The organism is Streptomyces sp. NPDC093094, assembly GCF_044754345.1.
Classification (GTDB): Bacteria; Actinomycetota; Actinomycetes; order Streptomycetales; family Streptomycetaceae; genus Streptomyces.
The window spans coordinates 44,243-57,332 of record NZ_JBIVOX010000035.1; the positions used below are offsets into that span (position 1 = coordinate 44,243).

At 68.7% G+C, this 13,090-nt stretch carries 11 protein-coding genes and 4 pseudogenes; 8 read left to right on the plus strand and 7 right to left on the minus strand.

Annotation, left to right across the window (positions count from 1 at the left end):
- A complete protein-coding gene (locus ACIQGV_RS38620; protein WP_402503914.1) occupies window positions 1–1,710 on the plus strand; it encodes an IS1182 family transposase in 1,710 nt (569 codons plus the stop codon).
- A gap of 180 nt (window positions 1,711–1,890) precedes the next feature.
- Here the strand turns inward: ACIQGV_RS38620 and ACIQGV_RS38625 are convergent, their stop codons facing one another.
- Window positions 1,891–2,748 (minus strand): haloalkane dehalogenase, encoded by an 858-nt coding sequence (locus ACIQGV_RS38625; RefSeq protein WP_402503916.1) that lies wholly within the window; start codon window positions 2,746–2,748, stop codon window positions 1,891–1,893.
- A 99-nt stretch (window positions 2,749–2,847) separates the two neighbouring features.
- On the opposite strand from ACIQGV_RS38625, the gene ACIQGV_RS38630 reads away from it, so the two are divergent.
- A complete protein-coding gene (locus tag ACIQGV_RS38630) occupies window positions 2,848–3,447 on the plus strand; it encodes a TetR/AcrR family transcriptional regulator (RefSeq protein ID WP_402503919.1) in 600 nt (199 codons plus the stop codon).
- A 164-nt stretch (window positions 3,448–3,611) separates the two neighbouring features.
- Here ACIQGV_RS38630 and ACIQGV_RS38635 read toward each other — a convergent pair whose 3' ends face one another.
- The gene (locus tag ACIQGV_RS38635; protein WP_402503921.1) at window positions 3,612–4,472 is read right to left on the minus strand and encodes a reverse transcriptase domain-containing protein; all 861 of its coding nucleotides are present in this window, start codon (window positions 4,470–4,472) and stop codon (window positions 3,612–3,614) included.
- Between ACIQGV_RS38635 and ACIQGV_RS38640 the strand changes: the two are divergent.
- The 3 genes and pseudogenes from ACIQGV_RS38640 to ACIQGV_RS38650 all read left to right on the plus strand — a co-directional run.
- A pseudogene (locus ACIQGV_RS38640) lies at window positions 4,456–5,252 on the plus strand (transposase family protein); the annotation flags it as partial. The gene ACIQGV_RS38635 and the pseudogene ACIQGV_RS38640 overlap by 17 nt on opposite strands.
- Window positions 5,232–5,468, plus strand: a pseudogene (locus ACIQGV_RS38645) (cytochrome P450); the annotation flags it as partial. The pseudogenes ACIQGV_RS38640 and ACIQGV_RS38645, both read left to right, overlap by 21 nt.
- 163 nt (window positions 5,469–5,631) lie before the next feature.
- Complete coding sequence (locus ACIQGV_RS38650; RefSeq protein WP_402503923.1) at window positions 5,632–6,459, plus strand: class I SAM-dependent methyltransferase; 828 nt, start codon at window positions 5,632–5,634, stop codon at window positions 6,457–6,459.
- Window positions 6,460–7,089: 630 nt separating this feature from the next.
- Here the strand turns inward: ACIQGV_RS38650 and ACIQGV_RS38655 are convergent.
- The gene (locus ACIQGV_RS38655) at window positions 7,090–8,457 is read right to left on the minus strand and encodes a hypothetical protein (RefSeq protein WP_402503926.1); all 1,368 of its coding nucleotides are present in this window, start codon (window positions 8,455–8,457) and stop codon (window positions 7,090–7,092) included.
- Between the two features lie 650 nt (window positions 8,458–9,107).
- Between ACIQGV_RS38655 and ACIQGV_RS38660 the strand changes: the two genes are divergently transcribed.
- The 3 genes from ACIQGV_RS38660 (at window position 9,108) to ACIQGV_RS38670 (ending at window position 10,487) form a co-directional block, all read left to right on the plus strand.
- Window positions 9,108–9,647, plus strand: coding sequence for a GNAT family N-acetyltransferase (locus ACIQGV_RS38660; RefSeq protein ID WP_402503928.1), 540 nt, complete (start codon window positions 9,108–9,110; stop codon window positions 9,645–9,647).
- A gap of 254 nt (window positions 9,648–9,901) precedes the next feature.
- The gene (locus ACIQGV_RS38665; RefSeq protein ID WP_402503930.1) at window positions 9,902–10,135 is read left to right on the plus strand and encodes a DUF2945 domain-containing protein; all 234 of its coding nucleotides are present in this window, start codon (window positions 9,902–9,904) and stop codon (window positions 10,133–10,135) included.
- A 7-nt stretch (window positions 10,136–10,142) separates the two neighbouring features.
- Window positions 10,143–10,487, plus strand: coding sequence for a DUF3140 domain-containing protein (locus ACIQGV_RS38670; RefSeq protein WP_402503932.1), 345 nt, complete (start codon window positions 10,143–10,145; stop codon window positions 10,485–10,487).
- A 153-nt stretch (window positions 10,488–10,640) separates the two neighbouring features.
- Here the strand turns inward: ACIQGV_RS38670 and ACIQGV_RS38675 are convergent.
- The 4 genes and pseudogenes from ACIQGV_RS38675 to ACIQGV_RS38690 all read right to left on the minus strand — a co-directional run.
- Window positions 10,641–11,042: pseudogene (locus tag ACIQGV_RS38675) on the minus strand (NUDIX domain-containing protein); the annotation flags it as partial.
- Between the two features lie 3 nt (window positions 11,043–11,045).
- Window positions 11,046–12,245, minus strand: coding sequence for a damage-control phosphatase ARMT1 family protein (locus ACIQGV_RS38680; protein ID WP_402503934.1), 1,200 nt, complete (start codon window positions 12,243–12,245; stop codon window positions 11,046–11,048).
- 88 nt (window positions 12,246–12,333) lie between these two features.
- Window positions 12,334–12,552 (minus strand): annotated as a pseudogene (locus ACIQGV_RS38685) (FAD-dependent oxidoreductase); the annotation flags it as partial.
- 4 nt (window positions 12,553–12,556) lie between these two features.
- A complete protein-coding gene (locus tag ACIQGV_RS38690) occupies window positions 12,557–13,015 on the minus strand; it encodes an isochorismatase family protein (protein WP_402503941.1) in 459 nt (152 codons plus the stop codon).
- Window positions 13,016–13,090: the final 75 nt, after the last annotated feature.

Sequence of the window (13,090 nt, forward strand, 5' to 3'; positions counted from 1 at the left end):
ATGCAGCTGTCGAGGTGCCCGTTGTCCCTGCGCCCCCGTTCCGGTGAGCGAGTCCCGCCTCTGACCGCGCAGGTGGCGCGGGCGAGCAACCCGGGCGGCACGACGGCGATATGGGTGAGGGACCGCCTCGACGGGCTGTGGCGCGACGAGGACTTCGCGGACTGGTACCCCAGGGACGGACGTCCCGGGCTTTCGCCTGCTCAACTGGCCACCGTCTGTGTGCTGCAGTTCCTGCTCGGCCTGTCGGACCGGCAGGCCGCTGAGGCGGTCCGCTGCCGCATCGACTTCAAGTACGCCATGGCGATGGAGCTGGACGACCCCGGCTTCCACCACAGCGTGCCGGCCGACTTCCGAGACCGTCTCGCCGAAGACGACCGCGCCGACCGCCTCCTCGACCTCGCGCTCGCGCGCCTGAAGGAGGCCGGACCGGTGCGCGAGCGCACCACACAGCGCACCGATTCCACCCACGTCCTGGCCGTGGTGCGTGACCTGACCCGCCTGGAGTTGATCACCGAGGCGGTTCGCGCTGCACTCGAAGAGGTCGCAGGCGTCTCTCCTCATCTGCTGGACGAGCTGGTCGACGAGGACTGGGGGCTCCGCTACGGTCGGCCGGTCCGCCTGGGGAAGAACCCCACCAAGCCCATGACCAGGATCCTCGCTGCCGGAAACGACGCCGTCCGGCTTCTGGAACACCTCTACCGGTACGGAGCGGTCCGCATGTCCGGTCCTCGTGTTCAGGCTCTGCGGCAGATCATGATGCAGAACTATCACCGTGATACTGCTGGGCACCTTCGCTGGCGCACCGCCGAGAAGGAAGGCGGGGCGGGTCTGCCGCCGTCGTCGAGGGCGATCGTCTCGCCCTACGACACCTCGGCCCGCTATGCACGGCACGGGCACATCATCAGCTGGAAGGGGTTCGCCGCTCATCTGACCGAGACCTGTGCTGCCGACGGCCCCAACGTGATCACGGATGTCGCCACCACTGCGGCCACCACCCACGACAGCCAGGTCCTGCCCGGCATCCACACCCGCCTGTCCCGACGCGGGCTGCTGCCCGCGGAGCACCTGGTCGACGGCGGCTACACCTCCCTGGTCCGTCTGGAACGAGCCGAGCGCGAACACCAGGTCACCGTCAGCGGCCCACTGCCGGCCAACCCCACCCGCCAGCACCGCAAGAACGAGGGCTTCGACCGGGACGACTTTCATATCGACTTCGATCGTCAGCAGGTCACTTGTCCTCAGGGGCAGGTCAGCGCGGGCCGGCACGGCCCCTACCCGACGTCCTCGCCCACCGCGGCCCCGCTGATCGTGGCACGGTTCACCAAGAGCCAGTGCCGTCCCTGCCCGGCCCACACGCAATGCACCAGCACCGCCGACAGCGCCCGCACCGTGGGCTTTCCCCCGCGCGAGCTCCGTGACCTGCAACTCCGCGTCCGTGCCGAGCAGCAGACGCCCGAGTGGAAGGCCCGCTATGCGGTCCGCTCCGGAGTGGAGGGCACGGTCAACGAGTTCGCCCACGGGCACGGCATGCGGCGCTGCCGCTACCGAGGACAGGGAAAGGTCCACGTCCAGCACGTGTTGACGGCCATCGCGGTCAACATCGAGCGCCTCAGCGGACTGCCACCGGCTGAGGAAGCACCCACACCCCGCCAGCCGACTGCTTTCCAGAACCACCTCGACCAGCGCGAAATCCCTCGCCCGAAGTCCTGACGAACCCTGGGCAGTTGACTCCGTCGGCACCAAGATCCCCGACAGAGTCAAGCTGAGAGGGCGGTCCGTGAGCTGATGTCCTGCTGGACTGTCTTCGCCTTGGCCTGTCCGGCTGCCGAGGCCCGCTTCCGCGACCCCGGCCGGATGGAGCCTGGCCGGAGACCCGATCACCGCATCGATTCAGGCGAATCGCTCAATGATCGCTGCCGTGATCTGCTCGGCTGCATCCTCCTGAACGAAGTGTCCAGCCTCATGCAGCTCGACGATCTCGAGGTCGGTGAACGCGGCGCGGATTTGTGGCAGGCACGCCTTCGGCCGGAACACCATGTCCCGCATGCCCCACACTGCCAGAGTCGCCTTGTCACCGAGGAATGCCGGCACGTCGTCGGCGAGCTTCTCCAACAGCGGCCGGGCCGCGCGGATCTGGCCAGGCATGACCGCGAGGCCGCATCGGGCTTCTGCGGTGGGTTGGACCAGTCGGTAGTGGTCTGCCTCGGCGGCAGTCAGTGCGGGACCGGCCTTGCCGAGCAGGAACCGCTCCACGAGCAGGTTCTGTTCAAGGATCCGGCGCTGCATCGGGCGGCTGCTCATGACCACGCTGAACGCTCGATTCGCCAACGGTTCGACCGGCCAGAACGCGGTGTTCCCCAGAACGACTCCCCTTACGCGATTCGCGCGTGTGGTGGCCGCACCGAGCCCGATCGGACCGCCCCAGTCCTGTCCCATTACGACGAAGCCGTCGAGCTGCAGGTGATCGATCAGCTGACCGACGACCGTCGTGAGTTCAGCAATGGTGTAGCCGAAACCGGAAGGACGCTCCGACAGCCCGAAACCGGGGTAGTCCACAGCGATGCAGCGGTACCGGTCCCGCAGCCCCTTGATGAGGTGCCGGTAGAGGAAGCTCCAGGTCGGAGAGCCGTGACAGAACACGATCGGCGGACCCGAGCCCTCGTCGACATAGTGCAACCGAGCTGCCGACGAGTCGAACCAGCGTGACCGGAACGGGTACAGGATCGGATCGGGCACGAAATCGATCATCGTTGCTCTGTCCTCCCAGTCGGATCGGCGGACAACCCGCCGTCATTTCACTACAGGTGTAGAGCCTCGTGTCGAACTCTACACCTGTAGCATTGGACCGTGTCTGCAAGTAGCAGTGAGCGGCGGGAACTGATCGCCGACAGCGCGATCCGCATCATCGCCCGCGACGGCGTGCGCGCCCTGACCCATCGAGCCGTGGACCGCGAAGCGCACATACCGCAGGGCTCGACCTCTTACCACGCCAAGACGCGCATCGCGCTCATCGAGCTCATCGTCGACGCGCTCACCGCCAGATCGACAACAGACGCCGAAGCCCTCGCCAAGGCATTGCACGAACGGCTCGAGCAAGAACCCCGCCTCGGCCCCGACGAGCTCGCCGCGCTGATCACGGGACTGGTCGAGACACTCGCGGCCAGACGTGACGAGATGAGAGCCCGCTACGCCCTCCTCCTCGAACTCGACGACGCGTCATACCTTCGAGCGAGACTGACGATTCAGTCAGAGGTGCACACCATCACCCGGCAGGTCACAGCGACGGCCCTCGCCGGAGCAGGTCTGCCCGCTTCCGACGACAGAATCGAAGAGCTGATCGCACTCACCGACTCGCTCGTGTTTCATCGAACAACAGTCCGTGAACCCCTCGCAGTACGAGCGATTCTCGCCGCGTATCTGCGCGGCAGCTCTGACGCTCACAGCTGAGCAAGCCCCACCTTCGGTCAGCGCACCCTCCGCAAGGCCAACGGCACCAGCGTGCGCGCTTCCCCAATCGGCGTGGGTCGAATAGCCGGGAGGGATCTCACCTCCCGGCCCTCACAGAGCCGTGCATAACAGTCTCCCGTTACACGGCTCTTGCCGCTCTGATCTCAGAACAACAGGGCTCCCTGCGTGGGCGAGAAGCGCCAGTGGGCGAGCATGCGGGGGTACCGCTGCGCGATCTCCCGAAGCTTCGCCAGCGCCTTCCGTTTGCCCGCGAGCCGTCGGTACTTCTTGCGGATCCAGCGCACCAGGTAGGCGTTGATGCGCATGACGAAGGAGTGCAGCTCCCACGGCCGGAACCGGCCGTAGCAGTTGAGCCGGCCCGCCACCATCGGATTGATCCGTCGGGCGAGCTCGCCGAAGGTCAGGTCGGACCGGCGGTGCAGACACCATGACCGCACCTCCCGTCCAATCCTGGTCAGAGCCTCCCTGCTGATCGCCGGCTCGAACGAAAGGAACTGGTTCCCGTGCCGGGTCCGGCTTCTCCTGGCACGGAACGTGTACCCCAGGAACGTGAACGCCTCGTACCCGTACGAGCCGGGGCGTGCGCCGTCCTTGCAGTAGACGATCCGGGTCTTGTCCGGGTGCAGTTGCAGCCCGACCTCGGCCATCCTGTCCTCCAGCGCCGCCAGGACCTCGCGGGACTGGCGCCCGGAGACGCAGTGCAGCACGGCGTCGTCCGCGTAGCGTTCGAACTGCACGGTCGGGTACTCCCGGGCCGTCCACGTGTCGAACGCGTAGTGCAGGAACAGGTTCGCCAGGACGGGAGACACCGGGGCGCCCTGTGGCGTCCCACGCTCCCGCTGGTGCAGGGTGCCGTCGGGCATGGCGAGCGGGGCGGCGAGCCACCTGCGCACGTACAACTTCGCCGAACCTCTTTCATCCTGCGCGGGAGGGTGAAATGGGCTGTTCAGCGGGTGTGGTGACGAGCCAGGGCCCCTCGTCGTTGGCGTGGTGATTCCACTCATCACACCGGCGACCGAAGGGGCCCTGTTGGTTCCGTATCCTGCCACGCTCGACGTCCCGCACGACCTCGTCGAGCATGTCGCCTGGCTGCTGCATGAGCACCGCCAGGCCCGCAACACCCGCCGGCGCAAGCTCGGCTGCTTCCAGCAGGCGCTGCTCACCCTCGTCCATCTACGCAAGAACGAGGCGTTCTCGCAGCTCGGAGCAGGTTTCGGGATATCCCAGGCCACCGCCTGGCGGTACGTGGACGAGACCTTGGACGTTCTGGCCTCCTGGGCTCCCGGCCTCCACGAAGCCCTCACCGGCCTCGGTGAAGGCGACCACGTCATCGTCGACGGCACCCTGATCCCCACCGACCGGATCCGTGCGGACGAGCCGTACTACTCCATGAAGCAGCGCAGGCACGGCATGAACGTGCAGGTCATCGCCCGCCCCGACGGCACACCACTGTGGTTCGCCCGCGCGACACCGGGCCGCACCCATGACCTGACCGCGGCCCGGGCCCACCGCATCGTCCAGGCATGCCTCACCCGGCAGATCCTCGTCCTGGCCGACCGTGCCTACCAGGGCGCCGGCGCCACCGTCCGTACTACCGCCACCGCGAACAGCCCGAGCACTACCAGCAGTTCAACCGTGACCACGCACGGCTGAGAGCTCCCGGTGAGCGCGCCTTCGAGCAGTTGAAGTCCTGGCGAATCCTCCGTCGGGCCAGATGCTCCACCCGCCGCATCGGCACCATCGTCCAGGCCGTCCACACACTCCTGACCTGCTGCTATTCAGGACGAAAACAGCTCAATGAGGCCGGGACACCTGTCGTCTACAGCCGCCACCTCCGCCAGCCACCACCGGCCTCTACGCCGGCCCCCGAGCAGTTCGCCCCGGACCGCGGGAGAAACACCCCCGGCCCACCCTCCCTACACGGCGCCTTCGTGCCGTTCGGCGCAGGCGCCCGCAAGTGCATCGGCGACCAGTACGGCATCACTGAAGCCACTCTCACCCTGGCCACCATCACCACCCGAGGGCAACTCCGCCCCGCGCTCGCGGTTCTATCAGTTCCCTACACCCCACCGACGAATCGAGAACCGGCCGATCGACACCCGGCACGGCACTTTTCCGGTTTTCCTCCCCCCGCGCGCGGCCGAGGCGCGGTTGGATGTCCGCATGACCTCCGCCGAGCACGCGCGGCTGATGCGCGCCAACCAGGCGAACTGGGACGCCCGCACTCCGGTCCACGTCACCAGCCGGTTCTACGGCCTGGACGAGGACCTGAATCCGGAGCGCTGGTTCGCCGCGTTCGAGTGGGAAGACCTCGGCGAGTTGTCCGGCCGGGACGTGCTGCACCTGCAGTGCCACCTCGGCACGGAGACGCTCGCCTTCGCCCGGCGTGGAGCGCGGGCGGTCGGCCTGGACTTCTCGGCGGCGTCCGTGACAGCCGCACGGGACCTCGCCACGAAGTCGGGCCTCGACGTCACCTACGTCCAGGCCAACGTGTACGACGCCGCGGCAGTGCTCGAGGACCGGCGGTTCGACGTCGTCTACACCGGCAAGGGCGCCCTGTGCTATCTGCCCGACCTCGACCGGTGGGCGGATGTCGTGGCCAGGCTTCTGCGACCGGGCGGGCGGTTGTACGTCGTGGAGTTCCACCCGCTGCTCAACGCGCTCGGCCCGAAACCGGGTCCGGGTGAGGGACCGGAGCTGCTGCTGCGCCACGACTACCTGGGGGGCTCCGGTCCGGTGCACCGGGATGCCACCCACACCTACACCGACGGTCCGGCCGTCGAGGGTGCCACGGACAGTTACGAGTGGATGCACGGGATAGGAGAGGTCGTGAACGCGCTGACGGATGCGGGAATGGGCGTCCGGCGACTGCGGGAGAGCGACGAGCTTCCGTGGCCGCGCTGGCCGCGGATGGTCCGTACGAACTCTGGCTGGTGGCGGCTGCCCGAGCCGCGGATTCCCCTTTTGTACGGCCTGCTGGCCGTTCGTTGAGCCTCCCTCCCCCGGCAGTGATACTCACACAGTGGGCGTAGCGGGTGCCGCCTCTGTGCCCGGGCGCTCGGCGGGATCGCGGACGAAGGCGCGCGGCCGCCAACTCGGCGCGGCTGGCAGCCTCGACCGCCTCCAGGAAATCGTAGGCCGCGCAGGGCGATGGTGGCAGCTTCGCGCTCCGGCCAGCAGAAGCGTGCGGAAGCACAAGCGGCGCGCATCCAAGCGGCATCGGAGAGTCCCCGTTCCGTGACGTGCGCGCCGCGCGGGTGCAGGAACGGGTGACGCCGTCGCACCGGCTGCCGGCCGAAGGCTTCCGGGCCCGGGATGCCGAACACCCCGTCGCGGGCGTCCAGCCGTCGGCGCGGCCGGGAAATAGCAGTACCCGTCGGATCTGACCGGCGGGGGGGGCAGACGGCGGGCGGTGCCGGCGGGCCAGTCCTGGCACCTCGTCGAACGCCCGGCCCTGTGCTGAAGGACCACGGCAAGGGCCGCCGCGGCAAGCCCACGCTTCGCCGCCCCGTCCAGAAGCACATCCCGCAGCAGCGCGCCAGCGAGGTAACGGCAGCGTCCGGTAAGCGTCATCCACGACGAGCGGCGCCCGCAGCGTCCGGCCTGCGGTGGTGTGCGACGTCACCCGGAGTTGTAGCCCCACCGGGCCTGGCCGTCGCTGCCCATGAAGCACTTCGCCGGCCGCCCGTCGCCGGTCGTCGCGGTGGCGCCCACAGGGGAGCAGTACTGTCCGAACTGGACACCCGCCCGGCCGCCGCTGCCGCCACTCGAACCTGTGGTGCCGCCCGAACCGCCGGAGGACCCACCGCTGCCGGAACTCGTGGGGTCGGACGAGCCCTTACCGGTTCCGCCTCCCCCGCTGCCGCCGCCAGAGGTACCTTGGGACGGCCGAGGCTCCGGCTTGGGTTTCGGCTTCGGCTTCGGGCTCGGCTTCGGGCTCGGGCTCGGGCTCGGGCTGGGTTCGGTGCAGGAAGTGCCAGAGCTGATCAGCCACAGGTCGGGCTGCGTCGTGGTCGAGACCTCGCTGCCCGGTTCCGGGCGCTGCCGGCACACCAGCCAGTCGGCCAGGTCCTGAGACCCGCCTTCGTCCAGGCGCTCGCCGGTGTGGGCGTGGAAGGCGTCTGTTTGGTCGATCCCCAGGTCGCCGAGGGCGCGCGAGGCACCGTCGAACTGCTCACCGACCAGGTCGGGCATCAGGATGCGGCGGGATGCCTGTAGCCATGCCGGGCACAGCTCCCGTTCGGGCACCGCGTAGAGCGTCAGCGTGATGAGGGACGGCCAGGACGGCACGTCGGCGGACGGACTCTGGAAGCACACCCGCCAGCCCGGCGCGGTGAGCTTCACCGACCGGCGGGCAGAGGAGGCGTCGGCGGCCGACACCTTCCGCCATCCGTCGAGGCGCGCCTTCCCCACCGCCGAGGCAAGGGAGCTGCCGTTGAAGTCGGGCACGTGAACGGTGCGGTAGGTCCGGTCCTGCGCCACGGCCTTCTCCCCTCCCGAGCCCGGGTTCCCCCCAGCGAGGGCGACCACGGCCGCGGCCGCGGCCACAGCGACGGGATGTCTGCGCACCCATGTGGACAGCCGCCTGGCGCGGCCGGGGCGCAACGGTGAGTCAGGGGGCAGCAGCCGCCCCACCGTCCCGAGAAGCTCTCCCTTCGGGTCGAGTTTCGAGCCGTGCAACTTACGCGGCTTACCGTCGACCAGGACGTCGACGGAGCCGAACATGCCGTACGCGCGGCGCAGGATCAGCAGGGGCGCGGGAACGCGGACCGCCTTCGGCGCCAGCAGACGCACGAGGACGAGGCCGCGGGTGGTGAGTGCGGCGTAGCCCCAGCCGTCGTGGTACAGGGCCCTGACCACCTCGCCGGACGCCAACTCGCCGAGGAGCGCCTTCGCACAGTCCTCGGGCAGCGAGATGCTCTCGCCGGCGGCGACCTTGGCGGTGCGACGGTCGTTCTTCAGGAGGCGCTGCACGACAGTTTCGGACATGCAGGGATGCTAGCGGGCCGTTGATCCACTACCGAACACGAGTTCGCGATATGGGCAGCGAACACACTTCGCCCCTGCCATGAACAGCATCTTCGCCGGCGGCGAGCATACGGCCCTCCATCGATTCACGCTCCCGCCTCGCTCCATAGGGCAGCTGATTTCGGACAACGCACCGTCGACTTCCGCCGCGCCCGCCCACGACGCGCTCGCCAGTCCCCTCTGCAGGTGAGCCCGACGGCTTCCGTCGGCGCAGAGAGCGTCCAGCTCTTCTGCCGCAGCCGCTGTAACTGCACCTTTCCGAGGACGAGTTGAGCTGCGGATCCTACGTTCGACGATCTTGGTTCGGCAGGATGTCCACGTGCGTGGTGATCTTGTTCCTGACGGCCTGCGGGAGCGGGTGGTCCCGCTGTTACCACCCGCTCACGAGCGGCGCCGTCGCCGCCCCGGGCAGCTATGCGTTCCCGACCGAGTCGACCTCGCCGGCGTCATGTAAGTGCTGCGGACCGGTGTCGCGTGGCGTGACGTCCCCTCGGAGACTGCTCCGTGGACGGGTCACACATCCGAGCTCTCAAAGACATCTCAGGGGGATAAGAAGCCAAGAAGGACCGCGAGTCTTGATCACGCCGGAGGCCGCTGATTGGCTGGCCGACATGGATGATCTCGGACCCGTTCCGTGGCCGCCTGCACCGATCAAGACCGAAAGGCTCGTGCTGCGTGAGCCCGAGGCATGGGACCGTGCGGCGTTCGTCGAACTGCACGCCTCGCCGGAGGTGCACACCTACCTGGGCGGCGCCCGGCCGCGGGACGAGGTCGAGCGCGAGATGCCCGAGGTGCCCGGGCGGCGGCCCGGGAGTTTCGTCGTCGATCTCGACGGGACGATGATCGGCCAGATCCTGCTCAGGAGAGCGACGGAGCACCGTCGCCCGGCCGCTGTGGGGAAGGCCGATCTCGGCTATCTGTTCCTGCCGCGGGCATGGGGATTCGGGTACGCCGCCGAGGCGTGCGCGGCTGCACTGGACTGGCTCGACGGCGTCCTTCCCGGCGAGCCGGTGGTGCTCACCACCCAGACCGCCAACGTCGGCTCGATGCGCCTCGCGGCAAAGCTGGGGTTCACCGAGGTGGAGCGGTTCCGGGCCTGGGACGCCGATCAATGGCTGGGCCTGCGGGCCCCGGTCACGCCCTCTGATTGAGTTCGCGCCCGACAGCGCGACTCTGCCGGAGTGCCGTTGTTCTCGTCGACGAAGTCGGTCGGGTTGGCGGTATTCGCTCGGTCACTTCTGTCCGCGTCTGGCGCGGCCGAGGCCGGAACCACTGCCGTGAAGCGCCTGCCCCAGGCATGCCTGGGGTTTCCTGCGGTCGCGGAGCCCGGGCCCCTGCCTCAGGGGTGGAAACGCATACAGCACCCGAGGTTCCGGGAGTTTCCACCGCGCAGGAGGTACAGGAGATGGCCAAGGGCGAGGCCCAGAACAAGAAACTCCGCAAGGGCGACAAGGTCGCCTGGAAGAGCCACGGCAGCGAGACCGAGGGGCAGGTCGAGAAGAAGATCACCGGGCGCACCGAGGCAGCCGGGCGGACCGTGGACGCCTCGCCCGAGGAGTCGCAGTACGAGGTGAGGAGCGACAAGTCGGGCAGGTCGGCCGTCCACAAGCCGTCAGCCCTGAAGAAGCGGAAGAAGTGAGCGGCTGATGGACGAGGCGCAGCGCAGCACCTGGCACGAGTTCCGCGAGCTGGTCAACATGCGGTCGGCGGATCTGGAGAAGTGGCTGGAGACAGAGGAGTCCCACAGCGCCGGGCAGAGCAAGGACGGAGGCGAGTCCACCGGGCACGCCTCGGGACGCCACGTCCTGGCCATCCTGCGTACCAAGCGTGACGACCTGTCGGACGCGGACCACCAGCACATGCGCAAGGTCGTGGGTTACATTCGCCGCCGTCTGGCGCAACGCCCGTCCGGCGACGTACGGGACACGCGCTGGCGCCACTCCCTCATGAACTGGGGGCATGATCCGCTGGCGGACAAGGGTGGGGACTGAGCGACCGTGATCGGTGTCGGTCCGCACGCCCGCCGCTCCCGTCTACCGGCTCTGGCCGCCGGACAGCGCGACGGTCTGATCGGCACGGTCTGCGGGGTGGACGTCCTCAGCCCCACCAGCGTCCGAATTATGGGCTTGCGCGGCGGTGACCAGCAGAGCCGCATCGAGGTAGTCCTGCACCGGGCCGAACAGCCCGTACGGCACGTACTGCGGGATCTCGCCGTGCGCGGCCCAGGTCAGCCCGGCCACCTCGTCAGCACTCGCCACGACCGCCTGGCCGCCGACGGGGCGGCATGCGATGTAGTGGATCTCCCGGCCTGTCATGGGGTGCACCCGTTGTCCCAGCACACTCTGCGGCAACACCAGGAGCCCGGTCTCTTCCTCGGTCTCACGTGCTGCGGCTTCCCCGGGAGTCTCCTCGGGTTCGATCTTCCCGGCCGGGAACTGCCACGAGAGTGCGCCTTCCGCCACACGTCGCCGCACGAGCAGGACTCGCTCGCCCCGAACGACGACGGCAGCGGCGACTGCTCTCTGGGTTTCGATCGTCACCGAGATCGCCTACCGTCGCACCTGAATCAGCGCGTGCGTTCCACTCGTACGCCAGGCAGCCCCGGACCCTTCGAGCGCGTCCAGCGCTTCCTGCTCCAAACCGACGATGACGTCGGACTTCAGAGTCCGGAGAGCCGCGACAGCCCCCGGGAAGTACGCCGTGAGACCGGCGAAGGGCGCTGTGGTGTCCCACAGCCGGTCACCCACCAGGCGTCGGTAGTTGAGGTCGCCCTTCAGGATGGTGAGCGTGGCGCTCTCGAACTCGCCGCGGAGGTCCTCTGGCATCTCCTGGTACGGCAGCGGAGCGCAGAAGAACGGGTGGGTGCGGACCTCCAGACTTCCTGCCGCCATGGCCTTCCACAGCCGGCCTCCGATCGCACTGGCTTCGCCGGGTGCCTCGATGAGGCGACGGAGGCAGTCGACGACGTCGGCCGTCATCGCGTCGGAGACGTAGTAGGGGTACGGCTTGAGGTGAAGCACGACCTGTTCGGCATGTCGCTGTTCGAGGAGGTGGTCGATGAGGATCAGGTCCGGGATCAGCTCGCGTCCCGCGTTGTCCGCCACCACAGCGACGGTCGAGGAACCTCCGACAGGCAGCAGTTGCCACAGCACGGCGCTGTCGTCGGCGACCAGCGCGGAGGCAGCGGCGTCACCGGCCACCGGCTCCCCCGCCGAGACGCGGAAGCCGAGGTCTGCGCGGTTGCCCCAGAGCGAGGCGCGGAGCAGGGCGGCAGCCCGCTCGTCCGTCGGAACGTTCGCGAGCGCGTCCAGGGCCCGCAGTTCCTCCTCCACGGTCTCGCCGCGCAGCTCGGCCCGCTTGAACGGCGCGAACGGATCGACTCCCTGCCACGGCCCACTGCCGAAGTACGTGACCGCGCCGAGGAGCCTGCGGTAGAAGTAGCTCTCCGCCCACAAGAACGGGGCGTCGTACCAGGAGCGTCCGAAGTGCTTCTGCCCCCAGCCCGCCCAGCGTTCATGGTCGTGCTCCCCAGGGGCGAGCGGCTCGATGACGCCATTGGTGATCTCATCCAGCAGAGCGTCGAGGGCCTCGTGCTGCCGGCGGCCGTACGGGAAGGCGTCTCGTACCTGCCGGATGAGGGCAGGGTGGCGCTTGGCCAGCACACCCCAGGCGAACGAGCCGGGCTCGTTGCTCAGGATGACCGGTGGTCCATTCGCATCGCCCGAGCCGCGGGAGGTCTTCTCTGTCATGGCGTCCAAGCCCTTCGGTTCTCGCTCACGTGTCCATGGTCCCCATGGGTCACAACGCCTGCAGCGCTGCCTACCAGTACCTCACCCGTCTCAGCTCCGCGACGATCGAGTCGGCCAGTTCGGGGCCGCTGGTGTAGCCGCCGAGGACGTTGTTCAGGGCCGGGATCCGGTGGAGGTTGCGGCACAGCCGGTCCGGCTCGACCAGGATCGAGCGCATGCCGACGCTGGCGGCCATGCGGGCGGCGGCGCAGCCGGCCGGGCCGCCGCCGATGATGATCAGGTCGGTGTCGTACAGCGTGTCGGCCATGGAGCTATTCCAGCACCGGGGCCCCGGCGTACGCAGTGAGTTGGCCGATCACGCGGTCGCTGGTGACGAGTTGACCGGTTCCGATCAGGCGGCGGGCGACGAGGAGGCCGGCGTCGTGGACGTCGGGGCCGGCGTCGCTGGCGCAGGCGTCCGTGACGATCCAGGGCGCGTAGCCGCACTCGAAGGCGTCGGCGGCGGACTTCAGGCCACAGCTCTCGGTGGCGATTCCGCAAAAGACGAGGTCAGTCCAACCGGCTCGGTGGATCAGCTCGGCGGCCTCTGGGGTGAGGAGCGTGTACCCGGTCTTGTCGACGACCGCGTGTGCGTGGGTGGCTGCTTCGCCGAGTTCGGGGACGACGTCGGTCTCGGGCGGTTCCTGGAGTCGGTGCCACTGGAAGAAGCGCTCGTAGGGACTGTCCGGGTAGTTGAATTGACATCCTCTCCCCCCCTGAAGGGGGGAGATTCCCGCCTACCGCGCCGTTGAAGGCTGCGGTGTCGAGTGGGTTCCTGCTTCGCTGCGCGGTGCCGGGACGAGTCC